Here is a 22,849-nt window from a genome sequence, read left to right as displayed (position 1 = left end):
GCTGTGACGCCGGTTCCTTGGTTCGGCTGTGACGCCAGTTCCCTAGTCCGGCTGTGACGCCGGTTCCGGAGCCTGTGACGGCGTTGCCGCCGACCGCCCCGAGTCGGCCTCCTGGGCCAGTCGGTGCGGCCACCACACCTTCGCTCCCACGTCCAGGAACAGCGACGTCACCAGGATCGACCGTACGACGAAGGTGTCCAGGAGGACTCCCAGGGCCACCGCGAAGCCGATCTCGGCGAAGGCGACCATCGGGAGGGTGCCGAGCGCGGCGAAGGTGCCGGCCAGGACCAGGCCCGCGGACGTGATGACCGCGCCCGTCGCCGCCAGGCCCGTCACCACACCGGCACGGGTGCCCTGGCGGCCGGCCTCCTCGCGGATCCGGGTGGTCAGGAAGATGTTGTAGTCGATGCCGAGGGCGACCAGGAAGACGAAGACGAACAGCGGGAAGTCCGTCTGCTCGCCCGCGTAGTCGAAGAGGTGCCGGAAGGCGAGCGCGCTGGCGCCGAGCGCTGCGGCGAAGGACAGTACGACCGTCCCGATCAGCAGCAGCGGCGCCACCAGGGCGCGCAGCAGCACCCCCAGGATCAGCAGCACGACCAGCAGGACCGCAGGGATGATCAGGATGTTGTCGTGGGTGGTCGCCGCGTCCATGTCGAGCAGGGCCGCGGTCCCGCCGCCCACCCGCGCGTCGGCGTCCGGCACGGCGTGCGCGGCGTCCCGTACGCGCTCGACGGTCCGTTTCGCGGCCTCGCTGTCAGCGGGATCGGTCATCGTCGCCTCGAACAGCACGTTGCCATCGTACGAGGGTTTCGTACCGGCGGGCACGGTGAGGCTGTTCGGCACCACCCCCTTCGTACCGGCCACCGCGCTGCGGACCTGTTCGCCCTGGGCCCGGTGGGAGACGATGACCAGCGGATCACCGCTGCCCGCCGGGAAGTACCGCTCGGAGATCTCCTGACCGGTGATCGAGTCCGGCTTTCCGGTGAACGCGTCCGCGTTGCTGATCCCCTCGGCGCGGATCTGCAGCAGGCCGAGAGAGAGGGTCGCCAGGGCGAGGGCGGTGGCGCCCCAGACGAGGCGCGGGCGGCGGGCGATACGGCGGCCCATCCGGGCCCAGACGCCGCTCGCGGTCGGATCGGACGAGCCGAAGTGCGGGATCGCCGGCCAGAAGATCCAGCGGCCGAAGACCAGCAGCAGGGCCGGGAAGAGCGTGACCATGGCGAGGAGGGCGACGGCCACGCCGATCGCGGCGACCGGGCCCAGGCCCCGGGTCGAGTTCATCTCGGCGGCCAGCAGCACCAGCATGCTCAGGACGACCGTGGCGCCGGACGCCAGCACCGCCGGGCCCGCACGGTTCAGGGCGAGGGCCATCGCCTCGTGGCGGTCCTCGTGGCGGCGCAGCTCCTCGCGGTAGCGGGCGACCAGAAGGAGCGCGTAGTCGGTGCCCGCGCCGAAGACGAGGACGGTGAGGATGCCCGCGCTCTGCCCGTTGACGGTCAGGCCCGCGTGTTTCGCGAGGAGGTAGATCAGCGCCTGGGACGTGAAGAGCGCGGCGACCACACCGATCAACGGGACGAAGATCAGGGTGAGACTGCGGTAGGTGAGCAGCAGCATCACGATCACGACGCCCATCGCGGAGAACAGCAGCGTCGAGTCGATGCCCTCGAAGGCCTTGGAGAAGTCGGCCGAGGTGCCGCCCGGGCCCGTGATGTGCACCGCCAGACCGCCGCCGCCCTTGCCGACCTGGTCACGGAGAGAGTCGACCGCGGGTGCGATCTCCTCCCAGCCCTTCTTGTCCATCGTGATCGGCACGTAGATCTGGGCGGCTTCGGGGGCGGTCGGGTTGTTGTAGACGGGGCCGCGCGTCTCGGCGCCGCGTACGCCGTGTGCCGTGAGCCCCTTGATCCGCTGGGCGTCCTGGGCGATCGCCTTCTTGTCCTCGGCGGTCAGGCCGCCCTCGCGGGCGTACACGACGACCGCCGGGATCTGCTCGGGCCTGAACTTGTTGGACGTGTCAAGGACTTGGGTGGACTCGGCGGACCCGGGCAGCCAGGAGGCCGCGTCGTTGTCCTGGGCGTCGGTGAGCTTCGAGGCGAGCGGCGCCGCCACCACGAGCGCCACCAGCCACAGGCCGACGATCAGCCACTTGCTGCGCCGCCCGCACACGAATCCGATGAGTCCCTGGCGCACATGGCGCTGTTTCCCGTCCGTCATGGCCACCCCCGTAGCCGTATCTGGAGTCGGTCGGCCGCCTAGCATGGCATGTCGGGCCGCCGTACAACATCCGTAGAACGGCCTAGGTCTGGACCGAGGAGAGCAACCGGTGCCGGGCATGGCAGTCTTGGGGCATGGCCGTGCAGATCAACCCCAGCATCCTGTCCGCCGACTTCGCCCGTCTTGCCGAGGAGGCAAACGCGGTGGAAGGAGCCGACTGGCTCCACGTCGACGTCATGGACAACCATTTCGTACCGAACCTCACGCTCGGTGTGCCGGTCGTAGAGTCTCTGGCCCGTGCGACGGACACGCCGCTGGACTGCCATCTGATGATCGCGGACGCCGATCGGTGGGCTCCCCAGTACGTCGAAGCGGGTGCCGGTTCCGTGACCTTCCACGCCGAGGCGGCCGCCGCGCCGGTGCGACTCGCCCGCGAGATCCGGGCCAAGGGCGCCCGCGCCTCCATGGCGCTCAAGCCCGCGACCCCCATCGAGCCGTACGAGGACCTGCTCCCCGAACTCGACATGCTGCTGATCATGACGGTCGAGCCCGGCTTCGGCGGCCAGGCGTTCCTCGACATCATGCTCCCGAAGATCCGCCGCACCCGTGAGCTGATCAGCAAGCACGGCCTCGAACTGTGGCTCCAGGTCGACGGCGGTGTGTCGGCCTCCACCATCGAGCGGTGCGCGGAGGCGGGAGCCGACGTCTTCGTCGCCGGTTCGGCGGTGTACGGGGCATCGGACCCGGCCCAGGCGGTACGTGCATTGCGCACCCAGGCGCAGGAGGCGACGTCTCATGCGGCGTGGGCGTGCGACCACTGAGCCAAGGGAACGTGAACGCCGCCCATCAGGGCGGATCAAGTACGCCGGATCTGCGAGGATGAACGGCGAATCCAGAGTGTGAACAGCAGTGAGGAGATCGCCGTGTCGGGTATGTCGGCGGGCCGGTCAGCCATGCGGATGGGACCCGCTGAGCTGGTGCAGGCGGCGGCCATGGCCCGCCGCTTCTACCTCGAGGGCAAGTCCAAGATCCAGATCGCGGAGGAGTTCGGCGTCAGCCGCTTCAAAGTGGCCCGGGTCCTGGAGACCGCTCTCGAACGGGATCTGGTGAGGATCGAGATCCGCGTGCCCGCCGAGCTGGACGCGGAGCGCTCCGACGCGCTGCGCGCCCGCTACGGCCTCAGGCACGCCGTCGTGGTCGAGTCCCCGGCCGAGGCCGAGGAGTCACCCGATCCGGAGAACCTCGGAGAAGTGGCCGCCGACCTGCTCGGCGAGCTCGTCAACGAGGGCGATGTCCTCGGCCTCGCCTGGGGCCGCTCCACCATTCACATGGCGGCCGCGCTCGACCGGCTCCCGCCGTGCACGGTGGTGCAGCTGACGGGCGTGTACGACGCCGGGACCGCCGAGCGCGGTTCGGTGGAGGCGGTGCGGCGTGCCGCCCAGGTGTCGGGCGGGGACGCGCACCCCATCTACGCGCCGATGCTGCTGCCCGACGCGGCCACCGCGGCCGCGCTGCGCAACCAGACCGGCATCGCCCGCGCCTTCGAGTACTTCGACAAGGTCACGGTCGCGTGCGTGTCCATCGGTTCCTGGGAGCCGGGCATCTCCACGGTGCACGACATGCTCAGCGACGAGGAGCGCGCGCACTACGCGTCGCTCGGTGTCGCCGCCGAGATGTCCGCGCACCTCTTCGACGCCGAGGGCCGACGGGTCGGCCGTGACCTGGGCGAACGCTGCATCACGGTCGAGGCCGACCGGCTGCGGCGCATCCCCGAGGTCGTCGCCATCGCGGGCGGGCAGCGGAAGGCGGCCGCCATCGACGCGGTGCTGCGCTCCGGGCTCGTCACCAGCCTGGTGACGGACACGTCGGCCGCGGACTATCTGATGACGGCGGGGTCGCCGCCGCGTCCGGCTCTGAACCGGGCGGACCCGGACGGCCCCTGACCCAAGGCGTCCATGTGAGGGACTTGGTGGGCGGCTCCCCGGCGGGGAGCCGCCTGCTCAGCGACCCGAAGGAGATCCACGAGCACGCCATCTCCGTGAAGCCGGCGCTGGAGGACCTCGCCGCCGTCTGCGACGACGCCTGCGTCACGGAGTACATGACCGTCCAGGAGCGCGGCACCGTCCAGCATCTCGCCTCCACCGTCACCGGCCGGCTGCGCGACGGCCGCACCGCCTGGGAGGCGTTCGCCGCCCTGTTCCCCGCAGTCACCGCCGCCGACATTCCCAAAGCACCCGCCTACTCCCTCATCCGCGCCCTCGAAGGCCGCCCCCGGGGCCTGTACGCGGGGGCGGTCCTCACCTGCGACACCGACGGCACGCTCGATGCCGCGCTCGTCCTGCGCGGCGTCTTCCAGCGGCACGACCGCTGCTGGCTCCAGGCCGGCGCCGGGATCGTCCAGCAGTCCCGGGCCGAACGTGAACACGAGGAGACCTGCGAGAAACTCCGCAGCATCGCCCTCCACCTGGTCCCGGCACCGCGACCGACCGAGCCTCGACCGGCCGGGCATATTCCTTGAGCGACCTGGGGCGGCCCGGCGTGGTCCGGCCTCATCGGCGGTGGAGGGTTTCCAGCGCCTCTACCGGCACCTTGGGGTTGTGCTGTCCCTTGGTGGAAGCCGGGCGGGCGCGGGTCGAGGTTCAGCAGGCCGGCCACGGCGGTCCAGACGGTGCGGACCGAGTACTCGACGGTGAAGACCACGTCGTCGGGGACCTCGGCGTACTGGCCCATCAAGGCGAGGTTGGTGGACTTCTCGACAGGTGGACGAACCGGTTCAGGTAGCGGCGGAACTCGATCGCGCTGTGCGAGGGCTCGAACGCGAACGTGGTGCACCACATCCACCAGAAGCCGGTGGTGAAGAACTCCGGGCTGAAGCAGTCGGTGATGCGCTTGCCGTCCAGCAGATGCTGGGGCGTGGCCACGCGCTTGACCAGCTCCAGCCGGTCGCGTTCGGAGAAACCCAGAGCGCGTCGACCAGGCTGCCCGCACCGTCCACCAGCCGGGCGTGATCGTCCCAGGCGAAGCCCTCATGGAACGCGAACGTGTCCTCGGTGACCGACTTCGACGGATCCTCCGGCTGACATCGCGAAGGTAAGCCGGGCCCGGGTGTCGGCAACCGCACCCCGCGCGCTGGCACCCGCGCGCTCCGTGCGGGCGCCGACACCGGCTCACCCGGAGCCGGTGTCGCCATCCGGGTGACAGCCGAGCCGGCCGGACCGGCCGCACGGGTCACACCGTGAACTTGACGGCTTCGAGGTAGCGCGTGTTCTCGAGGGCGCCGCCGAAGATGTAGCCGGGGCGCGGGTCCGCGCAGCCCTGGCCGCCCCAGTCGTAGCCGTGGACCTTTGCGGTCTCGCAGATCCGGCCGCTGCCGATGTTGATGACGAAGCCCGTCATGTACGGGGCGGACGCCTTCGTGCTGCCGATGTAGTTGTTCTTTCCGTCGGCGATGACGTCCGTCCACTTCGGTATCCACTTGCCCTGGCCGTTGGTCGACTTGGCGTCGTGGACGAAGGCGTTGGCGGCCGAGCCGCCGCTGCCGGTCACCGCGATGTTGATGGACTTGATCGGCTTGTTCTGGCCGGTCGTACCGGCCAGCGTGCCGTCGCACACAGGCTTCTGCCAGCCCTGTCCGGACAGGTACGCGCGGTAGCAGATGTGCCGCCCGCCCGGGTCGCTCTTGGCGAGGCGGTTCACGGCAGTGGCGGCGGTGTCCTGCGGGGGCTTCGCGGTCACGGTGGTCCGCGGCGGCCTCGCGGTCACGGTCACGGTGACACTTCCGCCGCCCTTCGAGCCCTTCGAGCCCTGTGTGTCCTTCGGCTTGGCCTTCGGCGTCGTGGGCGTCGCGCTGGGCGGTGACGGCATCATGCTGGGGGTCACGGACACGGTCGGTGCAGGCTCCTCGGCCGAAGGGCTCCTGCTCGCATCGCTGGTCGCACGGGCGGCCTGCGTCTCGTCCCCTCCTCCGCCCGACCCGCCGCTGCCCAGCATCACCAGCGGAACGATGACGAGAGCGGCCACGCCGAGTGCCACCGGGCCGACTACGAGGGGCCGGTGGAGCAGCCTGGGTCCCTCGAACTCGTTGTCCGACTGGCGCAGTTCGCCGCGGCGGCCGATCTCCGGGCTCGGGCTCCGGCTCGGGTTCGAGGCCGAGGGCGAGGCCTGGGTCGAACTGAAGGCGGGGGGTGGGGGCGGGGGGCCTGAGGGTTGCGGCAGGGCGTACGCCGCTTCATCCAGTTCATCCAGATCGAGATCGAGTTCGTCTTCGGGGTCGTCGTGGGGGCCCTCGTCGAGGTCGTCATCGCGATGGCCGTCGAGTTCGGTCTCGAGGTCCTCATCGACGTCGTCATCGACGCCGGAAGGCCCGGCTTCCGTCTCGTGTCCGTACGGCCCTGTGGGTACTGCGGGTTCGCCCTGCTCGGGCGGCTGCTCCCCGTGCTGTTCCAGAAGCGTGCTCGAACCGTCGGGCGCGACCTCGACGAACGCCACATAACCCGCGGCGGGATCGGAGATGGCCGCCGTCACGGTGGCGTTCCGGTCGCGTGCGTGTCCGTGCAGGGCGTCGAGGATCGCGACGTCGACCGCCTCTCCCTCCGCCGTCGGCACTGGTACGCCGTCGATGGCGGCCGAGCCGTCGCCGGAGATGACCACCGCGAGGAACGGGGACGGCTCGGGCGCGTCCCCGGCGGGTTCCGGCTTGCTGAGTTCCGCCGGTTCCCCGGGGACGAGGTGCTCGTCCCCGGTGATCGGCTCGTCCGTTTCTTCACCCCGGCTCATGACCATTCCCTTCCGTACGTCTTCCAGCCGCGAGGCCCCGGTCGGGCCCAACCACGGCGGGTTCCCGCGTACCGCAACGGGCGCCGTACGGAAACGGTTCAAGTCCTCGGCCGGAGAAGGGGGTGCGCCGACCGGGACAGAGCACGCCGTCAGTAGAGTTCGAGGGGTGAACGACTATGCGGATTCCGTGCGTTGCTCCGTGTTGGGACCGGTCCGGGCATGGCGCGATGAACAGGAACTGGACCTCGGTTCGCCACAGCAGCGGGCGGTGCTGGCGGCGCTGCTGTTACGTCGGGAGCGCCCCGTCACGCTCGGCGAACTCCTCGATGCCGTCTGGGGGGAGGAGCCTCCGATGGCCGCCGTGTCCGTGCTGCGGACCTATGTGTCGCGCCTGCGCAAGGTGCTCGAGCCCGGTCGGGATCCGGCCGAGCCCCCACGCGTGATCGTCTCGGTCGGGGACGGATACCTCGCCCGGGTGCGGGACGACGCCCTGGATCTGGCCGTGTTCGAGCAGCGGGTCGCGGAGGCGAAGCAGCTGCGCGCCGCCGGCGAGGGGTCCGCCGCCGCCGAGCTGCTGCGCTCCGCGCTCGGCGGGTGGCAGGGAGCGGCACTGGCCGGACTTTCCGGCCCTCTGGCCGAGTCCGAGCGCTCCCGGCTGGACGAGGAGCGACTGACCACGCTGGAGACCCGGCTGGACCTCGACGTCGAACTCGGCCGCCATGGCGAGGTGATCGCCGAACTGATCTCGCTGACCGGCAAGCACCCGCTGCGGGAGCAGCTGTGCCGGCTGCTCATGCTGGCGCTGTACCGGTCCGGTAGGCAGGCCGAGGCGCTGGCCGCCTACCGCCGGACACGCGGCACCCTGGTGACCGAGCTGGGCATCGAACCGGGCGCACCGCTGCAGGACCTGCACGACCGCATACTCGCCGCCGACGTGACTCTGGCCGCCGATGTATCCGTGGCCGTCGACGTATCCGTGACAGCCGACGTGTCCCCGGCCCCCGCCTCGCCCCAGCAGCCCGACCCGACCCAACAGCCGGTCTCGTCAGCCGAGTTGGCGGAATCGGCCGAGCCGTCCTTCCCGGTCGCCGTGCAAGCGGCCGCCCGTCCGGCGCAACTCCCAGCCGACCTGCCGACCTTCGTCGGCCGGCACGCCGAACTCGAGCGGACCCGCGCCCTGTTGCCCGCCGACGGCGGCGCCCCGGCCACGGTGGTGATCAGCGCGGTCGGCGGCATGGCCGGCATAGGCAAGACCACCCTGGCGGTGCACTGGGCCCACGAGGTGGCCGACCGCTTCCCCGACGGACAGCTCTACATCAACCTGCGCGGCTTCGATCCGACCGGCTCGATGGTGGCACCGGAAGAAGCCATCCGTACCTTCCTCGACGCGCTCGGCGTCCCCCCGATGCGGATCCCCGCCGGTCTCGACGCCCAGGCGGCGCTGTACCGCAGCATGCTCGCCCAGCGGCGGGTACTGCTTCTCCTCGACAACGCCCGCGACACCGACCAGGTCCGCCCGCTGCTGCCCGGTTCCCCCGGCTGCCTGGTCATCGTGACCAGCCGTAGCCAGCTCACCGGCCTGGTCGTAGGAGAAGGCGCGCATCCGCTGACGCTGGACCAGCTGACGTCCGCCGAGGCACACGACCTGTTGGCACTCCGCCTCGGCACCGACCGGCCGGCGGCGGAACCACAGGCGGCGGACGAGATCATCACGCGGTGCGCCCGGCTGCCGCTGGCCCTGGCCATCGTCGCCGCGCATGCCGCCGCCCACCCCGGCTTCCCGCTCAGCGCCGTCGCCGAGGAACTGCGCGACAGCCACGGCAGCCTCGACGCCTTCGCCGGGGGCGACGACATCACCATCGACGTACGGGCCGTCTTCTCCTGTTCGTACAAGGCCTTGTCCGGGCCGGCCGCGCGGCTGTTCCGCCTGCTTGGCCTGCACTCCGGGCCCGACATCTCCGCACCCGCCGCGGCCGCTCTCGCCGGGCTCCCGCCGCGGGAGACCCGCGGCCTGCTCAACGAGCTCACCCGCGCGCACCTGCTCACCGAGCACTTCCCCGGCCGCTACACCCTGCACGACCTGCTACGGGTCTACGCCGCCGAACGGGTCCGCGCCGACGAGACACCCCAGGAGCGGGACCGGGCCGTGGAGCGGCTGCTCGCCTGGTACCTGCACACCGCCGACGCCGCATACCCGTACATCACCCCGAACCGCCGCCGTATCCCCCTGGAACCGCTGCCCGCCGCGTGCCGGCCCCTGGAGTTCACCACGCACGAGCAGGCCCTGGACTGGTGCGAGACCGAACGGGCCAACCTGGTCACCGCGGTGCACCAGGCCGTCGCGACCGGACAGCCGGGCATCGCCTGGCGGCTGCCCGCCGTCCTGTGGGGGTTCTTCTACCTCCGCAGCCATATGCACGACTGGCTCGACACCGCCAGGACGGGGCTGTCGGCGGCCCGCGCGGCCCACGACCGCAGGGGCGAGGCGCAGGGCCTCGCGGACACGGCCGCCGCGATGCGTATCTCCGGCCGGCACGAAGAGGCCATCGACAGCCTGCAGCAGGCGATGGCCGTGTGCCGGGAGCTCGGGGACACCGACGGCAGGTTGTCGGCCGTGGCCAACCTGGGTGATGCCTATCTTCATGCCGGCCAACTCGACAAGGCCGTGGAGTACATCCGCCGGGGGCTGGCCATCGACCGGGTCATCGGCAGCGCCTGGGGGGAGGGGATCGCCCTGAGCAACCTGGGCGACGCCTATCAGCGGCTCGGCCGGTTCGACGACGCCGTCGACTGTCTGGAGCGGGCGCTGACCGTCCTGCGCGCCAGCGGCAACCGCTGGGTCGAAGGCGTCGCACTCGACGTCCTCGGCACGGTCCACAGCCGGCTGGACCGCCATGGCGAGGCGGTCGCGTACTACCACCGGGCGCTGGAGACCCACCGGGACATCGGCAACCGGTGGGGAGAGGGGAACACGCTGGGCAACCTCGGTGACGTCCAACTGGCCGCCGGCGAGCGGGAGTCCGCTCGCGCCAGCTGGCGGCAGGCACTCGCCATCTTCGTGGAGTTCGGCCATCCGGACGCCGAGAAGATCCGCGAGAGACTCGGCCGGCCCGCCTGACATACCTGGATCTCCTTCGACGGTCTCCTTCGATCAGCGCCTCGCCGTGCCCCAGGGGGGTGGGACACGGCGAGGTCTTACCCGCACAACGGACGGCAGGTGAGAACGGTTCAGTTTTCGGGCCGGTCGGTCAGCCCGCGTTTCGGTAGGCCTGGCCGGCGGCGTTCGCGGTCGTGCCGTCGTAGAGGCCGGTCGGGCTGGTCTGGGTGGACAGCGTGAACCACGCGTAACGCTCCACGAAGTCCAGGCTGTTCAGCATTGCCGTCGACGACTGGATGAAGTCGGTCTCCTCCTGCTGGCTGGGGTAGCGGGGGGTGCCCTGGGAGAAGTCGATGAGGCCGTACTCGGTCAGCCAGATCGGTTTGTGGTAGCGGTCGTGGACGGCTTGGAGATAGCTGCGGAGCTGGTTGGCGGCGTCGGGGCCGAAGTCGGCGCCGTACCAGTGCAGGGGGACGAAGTCGACCTTCAGGCCGCGGTCGGCGGCTCCCGTCATGAAACGGTCCAGCCAGCCCCCGGCGACGTCGGCGCCCGTGGAGACCGCCGGGGCGCCGAGGCGCAGGCCGGTCGCCTGGAGCCGGGGCCACAGATCAAGGGCCTGTTCGGGCGTCATGTTGGACTGGGTGGCCGAGTCGGGCTCGTTGAAGCCGAGCAACTCCGTGCCCTGCTGGGCGGCCTGGCCGAGTTCGGCGTCGGTCACCGAGCCGGGACCCCAGATCATCGGGACGTACTCGACACCGTCCGGCTTGGCGACCGGACCGGTGGAGGAGGCCCAGTTGAAGTACCAGGACGCGCCGGACGCGGCCAGCGCCTGGGACGCTCCGTCGACGGGGTTGAGGCTGATGCCCTTGCGGGCCGAGGCCGGGGTGCCGGTGGTGGTCGCGGGGGCGGTCGTGGCGGCTGGGTCCGCCGATGCCGTGCTGCCGGTGCCGAACGCGACCGTCAGGCCACTGCACTTGGTGCACTGGTACATGACCTTGTTTCCCGGCTCGGCGTCCTGCTTGGACCAGGCGTACGCGGTCGGGCACTTCTGGTTGATCATGTCGCTGTAGGGGGTCTTGGCGTCCCGGTTGGGATTGACGCACACCAGCGACCGGCCCGTGGTCTGGTCCTTGACCAGGTTGTCGGCCGGACAGGCGGACAGCAGATCCTCGACGCAGCCCGCCGCCGCGCACTCGCCGGACTCGGGTACCGCGACGTCGTTCGGGGTGATGGTGACCGGAGCCGAGACGGCGTTGACGTAGCTGACGTCGTACCAGGGCGCCAGGTTGTCGGCCGGGTCGAAGTTGAACTCGGCCAGTCCGGTGGGCTGTTCGCCGAGCGAGCAGTGGTCGGCGTACGGACCGCAGTCGCCGACGGCGCAGTGGAACGTACTCCCGTCGTCACCGCTGCACCCCTGGCGCGCGAAGAACTTGCCGCGCCAGTGCCCGGCGCCCTCGTGTTCGGGGATGGTGATGGTGGAGCCCTGGCCCGGGTCCAGTGCCGGCAGTCCGGTGAGGGTGGCCGAGCCGTCGGCGTTGACCGTGCTGCCGATCCAGATGCGGCTGTCCGTGTTGTTCTGGAAGGTGACGGTGTGATCGGCGGTGCCGACGTCGGCGGCCGGCGTCCCGTTGATGCCGCTGCCGGAACGGTGGACCTGGACCGCCACGGCGGTGCCTGTCACACCGGCTATGACCAGTAACAGAGCCAACAGAAACGATGTGCGTCTGCGCATGGTGCGCAAGGTGCGCATAGAACGTGCCTCTCCATCGGGCTTGCGGGGGTTATGAGGTCGGCGATCGGTTGTCGCTTGCGCAGGCACGACGGACGGGGCGTGGTGGATGGTTCACCTGGGGCGCGGCTCCCGGTCGGTCGGCGGAGTCGAAGTAGTCGAAGTACAGGTACTGAACCGTCCCCTCGGCCACGCCGTTGTGGCGGTCGACCGGGCGGGCGGGTCCCGCCGTGGGTTCCGAGGGAGGCGGCAGGGGATGGCGCACAAACCCTGGCTGGTGTTCGGGCTGGACAGGACGCTCGCCGATGTGCTCGCGGGGCACCTCGGCACCCAGGACTGCAACCACAAGTGGGCGCCGAGGCGCCCGACAGAACCTCGAGCCTGTCGCCTCGCTCCTACCGACGCTTTGCGGAAGTGTTCGCTCTCGGCTGGCCGGGGCCGGGGCTGGCGGGCCTTGAGGGGGAGTTGACGCTTCCGGGGGTCGAGGACCCGTGAGAGGAGGGAAGCGGCTCGTTGACGATCGCGTGTCCTACGGGGCCGATCGGGTTGAGCGAACTGGGTGGGAGGAGCGGGCTGACTGGGCTGGGCGGGTCGGACGGCAGGGACCTGGGGGCGAGTTCGGGAGACACCGGGGGCGACAGGGGGCTTGGCGGCGGAGTGAGTGACACGACGTTGTTCTCCGCCGCTCTCGCCCGTTCGCCCGCGAGGTAGGCCGCGAGGAAGGCGTTGCCGTCCGAGATGTCGCTCATCTCCGGAGCCCCGAAACTGCTGCGTCGCTGCTGACTCGGCGGCTGTTCGGTCGCGACAACGGGATCATTCGTCGCTACGTCCCGTGGTGTCGCTGGCCGCTCCCAGCGCTTTCGCTGCGCCTCGGCCTCGGCCTCCGTGGACGTGGCTGTGGTCGTAGTCGTGGTGGTGGTCATGGACGCCCGCCGTGTATCGCCATTCGGCAGACCGGGTTCCGGCTTCGCCGAGCCGACGTTCGGGGGAATGTCTCGAAGTGACTCCCTCAGGTGCGCGTTGACGGCGTACTTCGCGACGACCGGCATGCTGTAGGGGGATTCCTCAAAAACGGCACTCCAGTTGTCATTGGCCCTGAGCCTGCGCAGAACCTCGTCCTCGAAAGCCTCGCGCTCGGCTTTCGGAAGCCCGTCGATCTTCTTTTCGAGGCGCGCCGTCTTCCTCCGCGCCGATATCTCCGAGGCGGACTGCCGATGCGGGGCCGTTGTCGCCTGGGCTGTCATCGCCGCGGCGGGCGCCGACCCGGCCCCGCCCCGCGTCGGTCCGTACCCGTCCTGGGCCGGTCCGTTCCCGCCCTGCGCGTACTCGCCTTGATCGCCCTGGCCGGACGAGCCGCCTCCCCCGGTCGCCCCTGAGCGGCCCCTGAGGCGATCGGTGAGACGGCGTATCGCGTCCCGCAGTTGGTCCCAGAGGCTGTCCGTGTCCGTTGACTCCGCACCACCGTTGCGGCGCGTCTCCCTCAGGCCGTACTCGGTCTTGAGGAGGTTTCGCGCCAGCCTGGGACGCTTCCTGGTCAACCGGTTCCTGCTTGTGGAAGCCCCGTTGTCATCCGCCACGGTGCCCCTCTTTCAAGTCGGAGGTGGTGACACGAGCGACAACGGGCCGCCGGGGCGAACGGTTCAACGCGCCTACGACGTGTCCGCGTCGAGGAGCAGCCCCGCGGGCGGACTCGTCGTGGTCGACAACTCGAATCCCGCCGGCAACGGCAGCAGGCCAGGGGGCAGTGGGGACTCGGGAAGCGGCGGGGCACTGCCGACCCGTTGCGGCGGGAACTGAGGGGAATCACACCCGTCCGTGTCCGACTCGGGCCGGCGCCGCTTCAGCAGACCACGCGGTGCGAATCGCCCGGCATCGGTAGCCGGCCGGTCGCGATCCTCGTGCTCTGCCGCACTGTCGAACTCGTCGATCTCGTGGGCGGGTTCCGTTTCGAGCATGTGCGTTCCTCCCTGGCCTGTCTGCTGAGACGGGTCGGCTGGACGCGGACGCCGGTTCGAGAGACACAACGGTTCGCGCACACCCCGGGGTTCAGCACACCGCTGAACCCACGGAGGCGTCTCCGTCAGGCCCGGACGGGCGGAGGCGGGGGCGGCGGGCCGGGCTGCGGCGCGAACGGGTCCACCGTCTCGATCGGTGGAGTCGCCTTCGGGCGGTGGGCGCCGGACTTGCATCCGGCGAAGGGACCTGACGGATCGCGGAGTGAGCCCATCACCGGTGACAGGTAGTCGCGGTGCCAGTTGGCGGGCCCGGCCGCCCCGGCTTCGGGACCGGTCAGCTCCCCCCATGCCAGCCACAGGCCATGGAGTTGGGCGACCGCTTCCGGGTGCTCCCACCAACGGGGGCACCAGGGGGCCGTGGACGTGACCTCCCTGCCGTACACCGGCAACAGCACATGGTGCGCCCACAGGGTCAACTGGCGCAGCGTGTGCGCGTACTCAAGCCCGTCCAGGTAGAGGATGAACTTCGGTGGGGTGGGCGGCGGAGGTGTGGCGGAGAGATCCCGGGGCGCTTCGGCTTCTTGCCCGGTGTGAGGGGTGTCGACGGTCATGACCGCTCCCGTTGTTCTCTGGCAGATACCACGGTGGCCGGCAGGGGGCCGCGCATGGGGGTGTTCCTTCCTGATGTGCGGGTGAGGACCGCCTGGGACGATGGTGTTCCTCCGGAACACCAGGCGGTACGCGGTACGGCTCGACGGCCGCCCCGCCAACGGGGCGGCCGTCGGGACCTGTTACCCCTTCCTGCCCCGCCTCTTGGTGGCGGCGTCCTCGTTGGCGCGGTTCTTGTAGGTGTTTCCGCTGCTCGATTCCGCGGCGTACCCCCGGCCCTGGCCTCCCCGGCCCTGGCCTCCCCGGCCCTGGCCTCCCCGCTCACTCGTCGTGGACGACGATTCAGCCGGGTAGGAGGGTGTCTGAGTGGTCGGGTTATGGGGAAGCGTGGTCGTGTACGCGGGTTGGGTCGTGGTGTACGTGGGTTGGGGCGCGGCCGGTTGAGCCGGGTACGTGTACGTCGGCTGAGTCGTGGCAGGTTGAGTCGGGTACGTGTACTGGGCCGCCGCGTTGTTGCCCGCGTCCATGATCGGTGTGATCGACAGGCTGCTGAAGTTGTCGAGCGTGAGCGGGGTCGGTGCGGGAAGCGGCGCCGCCCTCCTCGCCTCGGCTTCGAACCGTGCCTGCCGCTGGTTCAGATACACTTCGGCACCCGTCCCAAGCCCCTGCAACACCGCGCCGGCGCCCTGCACTGCCGGGTTCTGGCCCCAGCCGTACATTGCGGCACCAGCGAACTTGACCGCGCCCGCGCCGGCGGCGAAGACGTTGGGCGGATCGTTGGGATGAGGCCGCAGCGCCTTCTTGCCTTCCAGGAAGACCGTCCGTGCACCGTCGGCGCCGTTCAGGAAGACACCCCAGTCGTAGAACGATTGGGACCCTTGGCCGGCGTCCTTCCGCGCAGTGCCGATACCTTGCGACACCACCGAGGCCGGCGCCAGGGCATTGACGGCATTGTCGACGACCCACGGCGACTTTTCGATCGCCCACTTGCCGGTGTCGGCGGCGTAAGTCGCCAGCTGGGAGCCGGCGATCATGTGATACGCGTTCGTGACGGGGCTGTACCAACTGTCCGACTGGAAGTTCTCCGGCGGCGGGGACGGCGACCGGGACGCTCCCCGCTCCGCGTCTCTCGACTGGCCACCCGGATTTGGAGGGGTTGTCATGATGACTCTCCGTCCTCTCGATGAGGTTTGCACCTCCACGACGGGGCGGAAGTCCGATCGGTTCAACGTTCACGCGGGGTGGCGGTCGCAGAGTGTGCCGCCGGTGTCGTGGTGAACCACCCCGGCGCCCTTCCCGTTGGGTGAGGAGAGCGCGGAGAAGAGCCGGAAATGCCGGACAACGATACGACGGACCGCTGTCGGCCGCCTCCCGCGCACGAGGAGTGGTCGCCCGGGTACGAGGTGCGGCACCGCCCGTCTGCGCAGGGCCGTCGAGGGGGTGCGCGGGGCCGTACCTCTTCCCGAGGGGCCGCCGCCTCGTTACGAAGGCAACCAGCAAGCACCCCTACGGCCCCGGGCCGACGCCGCAGCGGCAGTCGGCGAGGCAGGTAGCTGAGCCTCTGTGCGTACGGGGTCAGGCGTCCGGCCGCACGACCCCGAGAATCTCCATCGACCCCGCCGGCGACACGTACACCACCCGCCCGGGACGGGGAGCGGAGATGATCTCGCCATCGCCGATGTAGAGGGCGACGTGGCTGGCGTCGGAGAAGTAGATGATGAGGTCGCCGGGGCGCATGTCCGCGACGGGGACGTGCTTCAGCTGCGCCCACTGGAGTTCGGACGTACGGGGGATGGTGACCCCCGCCGCCAGCCAGGCCTGGGAGGTCAGGCCCGAGCAGTCGAAGGAGTCGGGGCCCTCGTCGCCCCAGACGTAGGGCTTGCCGAGCTGGCGGGTGGCGTAGGCGATGGCCTTCTTGCCCGCGGCGGTCGCATCGGTGCCGACCTTCTTGAGGATGCCCGTGCCCACCCACTTCGCCTGCGCGTCCTTCGCGGTCTTCGCCTCCAGTGCGGCCAGTTGCTCGCGCTGCTTCGCCGCCAGGCTCGACTCCATCTTCTTCGCGGTGGCGATGTGCTGTTCGATCGTCTTGCGGTCGGCGTCCATGGTGCGGCGGTTCTTCTTCAGGCGCGTCAGGACGTCGGACGCGTCGGCGGTGCGGGTGCGCAGGTCCTTGCGGGTCGCCGCCAGGGCGGCCAGTACGTCCTGCGTGGACTGTTGGGCCTGGCGGGCCAAGGAGGCGTTGTCCAGGGCGTGTTCGGGGTCGGAGGCGAGGGCGAACTGCACCTCGGCGGGCAGGCCGCCGCTGCGGTACTGGGCGCGGGCCGCCGCTCCGGCCAGCGAGGTGAGGCCGGTCAGTCTCGTCTCGGCCGCCTTGACCTGGGCGTTGAGCGTGCGGACACGTTTCTCCTGCTCGGTCACCTGCACATCGACGGCGTTGTACTTGTCCGTGGCGACCTCGGCATCGTGGTAGAGGCGCTGGAGTTCGGCGCGTACCTCGGTGAGAGTCATGGGGTCGGCTCGGGCGACCTGCTGGGTCGCCGCCGTCAGGGCGCAGGCCAGGGCGACGGCTGCCGCCGTCCGGTAGCCGTGTGCGCGCAGAGGCCGTCTCATCTGGGCCGAAGCTCCCTTCGTCCGCGTCGGCCGGGGTCGATACCCGGGGGGTCCGTCCTCACAACGGGGGATGCCGTCCGGTGGTTCAAGGGGGAGGTGAACCCGGTGGTGCCCGGCATCCGTTGTGCGCGGGAAGGGCGTACGGCGGATGAAGGGGTCTTTATGGGCGCGGAGTTGGTCCTGTCGGTGCTGTGCGCGGGGTTCGGGCTCGGGTTTCTGCTGCTCGCCGTCCGGGCGGCGGTGGCGGCGCTGCGGCTACGCGTGCGTGGACTGCGGGTGATGGGTGTCGTGACGGCGCGGGTGGCGGCCGACCGGCGGCGTGGCGGGCTCGTGGTGTTCTCCGATCACCTGGGGCGGGTCGTCGTCCTGGATCCGGGGAGCTACGGGCCGCTGTGCGGGCTGCCGCCGGTCGGCGGGAGCGTGCCCGTGGTCTACGTACGGAACCGGCCCGCCTCGGCCCGGTTGTGGAACTCGCGGCATCTGCTGGCACCGTCGTTCGGGTGGTTCCTGTCGTCGACGGTGGCGTTCGGTACCGCGGTCGTGGTGTCGCCGTGAGGCGGGGCGAGGGCGGCCTCCCGCCTCCGGTCCAGGAGATCGATGTGCTGCGCGGGTTCGCCTTGTTCGGCATCCTGCTCGTCGACGCCCGGATGATGGCGGGGACCTACGGCCACGCCGGCGCGGCGTCCCGGCCGACGGGCGGCTACTTCTCCAGCGTCAAGCCTGTCAGCCGGCGTGCGGCCCGTTCGGTGATGGCCGCCGTCTCCGCCTTCGCCGCCGCCGAGATGGCGCCGGCGCCGGGCTCCTTGTACCAGGGGCGCAGCCGGATCAGGGCGGGCTTGACTCCGGTCGCGAGGAGGAGGGCGGTGCCCTTGGGCAGGGCGCGGATCTTGTCGGGGGGCAGGACGGCCTCCTGGCGGTAGGAGTAGGAGCGCGAAGTGCCGTCCTTGCTACGGGAGATGCTGGGCGTACGGACGTCGTGCTGGCCGACGAGCGTGGAGATCTTCTGCACGAAGTCGGCGTCGTCCAGGCCCGCGCCGAGTAGCTTGACGGTCGCCGCGCTCCACAGGGCGTCCATGCCCACCTCGCCCCACACCCGGGCGCCCTGGCGGTAACTCTGCAGCAGCGTCACGACGTTGATGCCGCGGGAGCCGAAGTGCGAGTACAGGTCGGGCAGGTCGGAGATGCGGCAGACGTTGGCGGCCTCGTCGAGGACCGCGGTCAGCGGCGGGTCGAGGCGGCCGCCCATGCGCTCGGCGGCGACCACGCCCGCCCGCATCGTCGCGTCGGCGATGCCCGCGATGACGCCCGCCGCGGACCCGCCGCCGTCCTTGGACAGCAGGTAGAGGGTGTCCTGGCCGAGGACATGCTCGGCGGGGCGGAATTCCGGCATCTCGGGGTCGGGTGTGACCCAGGCGAGGATCTCGGGGTCCAGGAGGCAGGACACGGTCTGGCGGGCGGTCTCGTAGATGCCGTCCCGGGTCTCCACCGCGCCGCGGACCGTGCCCTGCAACTGCTCCGCCATCGCGACGAGTCCGGCCTCGCGCAGCAGGTCGACGGGTGTGCGGTCGGCGGGGTCGGCGAGCCAGCCGAGGAGGTCGACGACCGAGGCCTTGCCGCGGGCGGCGGCGAGGAAGAGCGCGGTGAGGGTGTTCTGGGCGGCCGAGATCCAGAAGTCCTTCTTCGCGGTGTCGTCGTTGACGGACGCCACGAAGTGGCCGGCCAGGCGGCGGGCGCCCTCGATGGTGTGGCACTCGCCGAGCAGGTTCCACCACATGGCGCGCGGGGTGTGCGCGATGCCCTGCGGGTCGAACGTCCAGACCGTGCCCGCCTTCTCCCGCTCGGCGCGGGTGACGGCGTACACGTCGGACTTGTTGGAGGTGAGCAGTACGGCGCCCTGGGCGCGCAGCACCCGGGGGACGGCGATGCCGGTGGACTTGCCGGCCCGCGGTGCCATCAGGTCGAGTTCCACGTCCTCGTAACTGCTGCGCAGCTCGGGGCCCTTGGGGTCGAGGTCGCCGAGGAGGTTGCCGGTCTCGTCCGGGTGCAGCTGCTCGCGGCCCTTGAGGGTGGGGCGCAGTTCGCGGGCGCGGGCCTCGATGCCCTTGGGGCACATGGCGACGAGTTCACGCCGTCCGGCGAGGCCCTTGGTGTGGCCGGAGCGGTCCATGAGGAGGCGCACGGCGAGCGCGAGAGGCACCGCGATGAGCAGCAGCAGGCCGAGCATGCCCGCGTAGACGGCGGGGGGCGGAGCCGTGGGCCACAGCGGGGCCGGTCCGTCGGAGGTCAGGCGGGAGATGGTGGACAGGGCGAAGGGCGGGGCGTCGAAGCCGTGCCCGGAGAGTCCGGCGCCGAGGGTGCCGCCGGCCCAGGCGACGGTGAACAGGGTGAGGCCGGTGCCGGCGATCGAGGCGATGGCCCACGGCAGCTGGTCGGACAGGTCGCCGCCGGCGCGCGGGCCGCTCATGCGCTCCACCTCCTCGCCGCTGCTTCCGTGCCGGCTGCCGGTGGTGGCCCGGGGGCGCCGGGCATTCCCCAGGCCTCCTCCTGGGCGGCGCGCGCCACCTGCTCGGCGGCGCGGGCGGCGGCCTGCTCGATGGCCTCCTCGTTGGTCGTCCAGCGCTGGTTGGTGTTGTGCAGACGGCGTTCCGCGTCGGTGATGGCGACCTTGATGGGAATGCCGGGGCGGCCGCCGACCTTGATGAGGAAGCGGCCGCGGCCCGGCGGTTCCTCGTTCTCGCCGTTGACGCCCCAGCCGGGGGGCGAGGACCAGGACGACACGAGTTCGATCTCGCGCCGGGACAGTCCCACCACCTTGCCGAGGTCCTCCATCTCGGCCTTCGGCAGACCGGCGCACACCACCATCCCGGCCCGTTCGACGAAGCCGCGGGCCTTGGCGCGGTCGGCGTCCGTGCCGAGTGCCTCGGCGTCCTTGAGGGTGTGGGTGATCTTGGCATCGCCGAGGCCGAGGGAGCGGTTGAGGCGGGTGAGCGCGTCGATGCGGTCGACGATCCCGGTGGCTGCGCGCAGCGGACGCCACAGCTCGTCGAGCACGGTGAAGAACCAGCGCCGGGGCGCGAGACCGGCGTCCGCGAGGGCGTGCGAGGCGGCCACCGTGCCGAGCCCGTCGGACCAGGCGGCGAGCATCGCGGCGGCGGTCAGCTGGGTGTCGGCCTCGCCGATGCCGGAGATGTCGATGCACACGGCGGGCGCGTCGGGGTTGATCCGGGTGGACGTCTCGGAGGCGAAGGTGTCGCCGAGCGGGCCGTCGAGGATGCCGAGCAGGGAGCGGTGCAGCGGGTCCACGGCGTCGCGGTAGCGGGTGTCGTCGCCCCGGTCGAGCGTGACCGCGCGCACCCGGGGCGGGCCCTCGGCGAGGACCCGCAGCACGTCGGGCAGCAGCACGGTGCGGCCGGTGGGGGTGCGTTCGCGCAGGTGGTGCAGGACGGCGGAGAGCACGGACTGCTCGTGGTCGTCCATGGGACGGCCGCGCACGATGGTGATGAGGGCGGCGACCATGTTCAGTACCCGGCCGTGGGCCTCGGCCTTCAGGACCTCGCCGGCCTCGCCGCCGATCTTCGCGGCGGCGGCGCCCATGGCGCCCGGGTCGAGGACGTTGATGCCGCCCCGGCCGCGGCCGATGGAGATCACCTGGCCGCCGAGCGCGCGGACCGTGTCGGCGTAGTCGGGCTTGAGGTCGCCGAGGACCAGCGGGACGACGCCGGTCGCGGCGAGCCCGATCAGCATCCGGTTGACGAGGGTGGACTTGCCCAGGCCCGGCATACCGAGCATGAACAGGGAGGGGTTTGAGATGTAGCGGGCCCGGGTGAACCAGTTCAGGGGGTCGCCGCAGACCGTGGCGCCGGTGAACAGGTGCTGTCCGAGCGGTACTCCGGTCATGGGCGAGCCGGAACCGGCGGCGAACGGCCACATGCCGCAGGCCTGCACGGTGGTGGCGCGCCACATGGTGGGCGGGTCTATGTAGCCGACGCGTCCACCGCCGGCGCCCAGCCAGCCGCGGGGCGGGATGTACAGCTCCTTGGGGCGGGACGCGGACTTCTCCTTGCCCGTCTTCCCCTTGCCCGGCGGCTGCTTGCCGCTCGGCTGTTCGCCGGACGTCGACCCGGCCGAACTCCCGCGCCCGGACTTCTCCTTCGCCCCGGGCTTTCCCATCCAGGACGGTTCCAGCCCGGACTGCTCCTCGGCCAGCCGGTCGGCCCGTTCGGCCTTCTTCTCCTCGCTACGGCGGCTCACAGCGCCTCCTGCAGTTCGTGCGGGATGAGGGTCTGTTCCCACGGGAGGATTCCGGCGGGCAGGGTGCAGCTGAACGCGGCTGCCTGCATCCGGTCGGCAGGCCGCATCAGCACCCGGGAGGCCGCGGTCAGGTTGCGTACGGTGACGCTCGCGTCGGCCAGCTCCGCGATGTCGTCGACGGTGACCGTCAGCATCAGCGAGAACTCCACGAGCCCCGCGCCCGACGCCTCCTCCGCCGCGGTCTGTTCCGCCGCCCGCACCTCGGATGCCGCACGGGCCTGCACCATGCCCTTGCCGGACGTCGCCATGAACTGGGCGCTGCGCCGGTCCGCCTCGACGATCCGGGCCGAGGTGGCCGGGTCGATGGGCCGGTAGACCAGGGCGACCCGCTTACGGCGGGTGCCGGGGGCCGCCTCCAGCATGCCCCTCAGCACCGAGGACCGGATGGTGCCGCGCGGCGCCAGGGTCATCAGCCAGGTCCGGGACACGCCGGAGTCGTGCTGGTAGCTGCCCACGGTCTCGACGGCGGCGGCGGGGCCCGCGTCGTCCCACTCCAGGCCCGTTCCGCCGTGCGTGGCGCGGGCGTTGAGGACATCGGCGGCGACGGCGGGGTCGTAGGCGACCCGGACCACCTCGGCGATCCGCTCGGCCGACAGCGGGTACGCGGCACCGCCGCCGGCCGCGACGAGCCCGCTGAGCAGGCCCGGGATGCGGATGGCGAGGTCGGTGATCACATCGTCCTTCTTGCGCCGCTGGCCCGGCGGGATGCCATAGGTGAGGGTGATGTAGGTGTGCATCTCGGAGGAAGCGCTCGGGTAGCGCTCGACTACCTCCTCCATGACGGCACGGGCGGCGGGCGGCGCGTCCGGGTGGATGCGGGGCAGCACCTCGTGGGCGAGCCGGGTGCCCGGGTCGGGGGCGGTCTCCACGATCACGGAGGCGCCGCGCAGGCCGGGTTCGTGGGCCAGCCGGGCCAGCCACTCGCCCCACAGCGCGACCCAGACGTCGACCTGGTCCGGGTCGATGAGGGAACCGCCGTCGGGGTCGCAGCCCAGGACGATCGTGTACAGGTTGCGGGCCGGGTGGTGCAGGACGCCGAAGGGGCGGTCGTAGGCGTCTCGGCCCTCGGTCGCGGTGACCTTGTTGAGCAGACCCGGCGGACGGAAACGGCCGCCGGGCCGGGCGGACAACGGGCCGGAGACATAGAGGTGCGCGCCCTTCGCCTTCCGGCGCCACCAGCCGATGCGCAGCGTGATCAGCTGGTAGACGTTGCGCCCGTCCTGGGTGCGGATGGCGAGCGGTATCAGGAAGACGAGGACCGGGATGGCCACGATGATCGCGGCGTACAGCGAGATCAGCGACGCAAGCAGGGTGGCGATGAGCCCGCCGAAGATCCCGAACGTGCCGACGAGCCCGAGTGGTCCGAGCCCCGGCCGCCGTGGCCTGCGCCAGTTTCCGTAGGTCGGATGGGTGGCGGCTTCCGTGGACATGAGGATCCGGTTTCCCTTCGTGAAGTGGTGGGCCTACGGCGTCGGAGACACGGCGGCGGTGGTGGGACGGCGGGGAGACCGCCGAGCTCCCTGGGGGAAGGGAGCTCGGCGGCCGTTC

Annotated in this window: 16 protein-coding genes and 1 pseudogene; 5 read left to right on the top strand and 12 right to left on the bottom strand. The window is 71.1% G+C overall.

Annotated features, from left to right (window positions below; genetic code table 11):
• Positions 1–42: 42 nt before the first annotated feature.
• The gene (locus OG390_RS09250; RefSeq protein ID WP_406166578.1) at positions 43–2,214 is read right to left on the bottom strand and encodes an MMPL family transporter; all 2,172 of its coding nucleotides are present in this window, start codon (positions 2,212–2,214) and stop codon (positions 43–45) included.
• A gap of 134 nt (positions 2,215–2,348) precedes the next feature.
• On the opposite strand from OG390_RS09250, the gene rpe reads away from it, so the two are divergent.
• The 3 genes from rpe (at position 2,349) to OG390_RS09235 (ending at position 4,732) form a co-directional block, all read left to right on the top strand.
• On the top strand, positions 2,349–3,035 hold the full coding sequence (gene rpe / locus OG390_RS09245; protein ID WP_399076255.1) for a ribulose-phosphate 3-epimerase: 687 nt from the start codon (positions 2,349–2,351) through the stop codon (positions 3,033–3,035).
• A gap of 78 nt (positions 3,036–3,113) precedes the next feature.
• Positions 3,114–4,157 (top strand): sugar-binding transcriptional regulator, encoded by a 1,044-nt coding sequence (locus OG390_RS09240; RefSeq protein WP_406166575.1) that lies wholly within the window; start codon positions 3,114–3,116, stop codon positions 4,155–4,157.
• Between the two features lie 14 nt (positions 4,158–4,171).
• The gene (locus tag OG390_RS09235) at positions 4,172–4,732 is read left to right on the top strand and encodes a chorismate-binding protein (RefSeq protein WP_406166574.1); all 561 of its coding nucleotides are present in this window, start codon (positions 4,172–4,174) and stop codon (positions 4,730–4,732) included.
• Positions 4,733–4,961: 229 nt separating this feature from the next.
• On the opposite strand, the pseudogene OG390_RS09230 reads toward OG390_RS09235, so the two are convergent.
• Positions 4,962–5,287, bottom strand: a pseudogene (locus tag OG390_RS09230) (oleate hydratase); the annotation flags it as partial.
• A gap of 155 nt (positions 5,288–5,442) precedes the next feature.
• Positions 5,443–6,990, bottom strand: coding sequence for a hypothetical protein (locus tag OG390_RS09225; RefSeq protein WP_406166572.1), 1,548 nt, complete (start codon positions 6,988–6,990; stop codon positions 5,443–5,445).
• Positions 6,991–7,156: 166 nt separating this feature from the next.
• Here OG390_RS09225 and OG390_RS09220 point away from each other — a divergent pair, with 166 nt between their 5' ends.
• Positions 7,157–10,108 (top strand): AfsR/SARP family transcriptional regulator, encoded by a 2,952-nt coding sequence (locus OG390_RS09220; protein ID WP_406166570.1) that lies wholly within the window; start codon positions 7,157–7,159, stop codon positions 10,106–10,108.
• Positions 10,109–10,238: 130 nt separating this feature from the next.
• Here the strand turns inward: OG390_RS09220 and OG390_RS09215 are convergent, their stop codons facing one another.
• The 6 genes from OG390_RS09215 to OG390_RS09190 form a co-directional block, all read right to left on the bottom strand.
• Complete coding sequence (locus tag OG390_RS09215; RefSeq protein ID WP_406166569.1) at positions 10,239–11,819, bottom strand: glycosyl hydrolase; 1,581 nt, start codon at positions 11,817–11,819, stop codon at positions 10,239–10,241.
• 392 nt (positions 11,820–12,211) lie between these two features.
• Positions 12,212–13,354, bottom strand: a complete 1,143-nt coding sequence (locus OG390_RS09210; RefSeq protein WP_406166567.1) for a hypothetical protein — start codon at positions 13,352–13,354, stop codon at positions 12,212–12,214.
• Positions 13,355–13,465: 111 nt separating this feature from the next.
• Complete coding sequence (locus OG390_RS09205) at positions 13,466–13,771, bottom strand: hypothetical protein (RefSeq protein WP_406166565.1); 306 nt, start codon at positions 13,769–13,771, stop codon at positions 13,466–13,468.
• Positions 13,772–13,896: 125 nt separating this feature from the next.
• Entirely contained in the window at positions 13,897–14,382 is a 486-nt protein-coding gene (locus OG390_RS09200; RefSeq protein WP_406166563.1) for a DUF4913 domain-containing protein, read from the bottom strand.
• A 180-nt stretch (positions 14,383–14,562) separates the two neighbouring features.
• Positions 14,563–15,414, bottom strand: a complete 852-nt coding sequence (locus OG390_RS09195) for a hypothetical protein (protein WP_406166561.1) — start codon at positions 15,412–15,414, stop codon at positions 14,563–14,565.
• A gap of 541 nt (positions 15,415–15,955) precedes the next feature.
• On the bottom strand, positions 15,956–16,990 hold the full coding sequence (locus OG390_RS09190) for an NlpC/P60 family protein (protein WP_406166559.1): 1,035 nt from the start codon (positions 16,988–16,990) through the stop codon (positions 15,956–15,958).
• Between the two features lie 162 nt (positions 16,991–17,152).
• Here OG390_RS09190 and OG390_RS09185 point away from each other — a divergent pair, with 162 nt between their 5' ends.
• Complete coding sequence (locus OG390_RS09185) at positions 17,153–17,545, top strand: hypothetical protein (protein ID WP_406166558.1); 393 nt, start codon at positions 17,153–17,155, stop codon at positions 17,543–17,545.
• A gap of 145 nt (positions 17,546–17,690) precedes the next feature.
• On the opposite strand, the gene OG390_RS09180 is transcribed toward OG390_RS09185, so the two are convergent.
• From OG390_RS09180 to OG390_RS09170, 3 genes are read right to left on the bottom strand one after another with little or no spacing between them, the layout of a single operon-like run.
• Complete coding sequence (locus OG390_RS09180) at positions 17,691–19,454, bottom strand: TraM recognition domain-containing protein (protein ID WP_406166556.1); 1,764 nt, start codon at positions 19,452–19,454, stop codon at positions 17,691–17,693.
• Positions 19,451–21,241, bottom strand: coding sequence for an ATP/GTP-binding protein (locus OG390_RS09175; RefSeq protein WP_406166554.1), 1,791 nt, complete (start codon positions 21,239–21,241; stop codon positions 19,451–19,453). Before OG390_RS09175 ends, OG390_RS09180 begins: the two co-directional genes overlap by 4 nt.
• Positions 21,238–22,731, bottom strand: a complete 1,494-nt coding sequence (locus tag OG390_RS09170; RefSeq protein ID WP_406166552.1) for an SCO6880 family protein — start codon at positions 22,729–22,731, stop codon at positions 21,238–21,240. The genes OG390_RS09175 and OG390_RS09170 overlap by 4 nt, the downstream gene beginning before the upstream one ends.
• Positions 22,732–22,849 lie beyond the last annotated feature (118 nt).

The organism is Streptomyces sp. NBC_00996 (genome assembly GCF_045162675.1).
Lineage (GTDB): Bacteria > Actinomycetota > Actinomycetes > Streptomycetales > Streptomycetaceae > Streptomyces.
The sequence above is the reverse complement of the archived record's forward strand: the minus strand, read 5'-3'. Positions and strand labels throughout refer to the sequence as shown.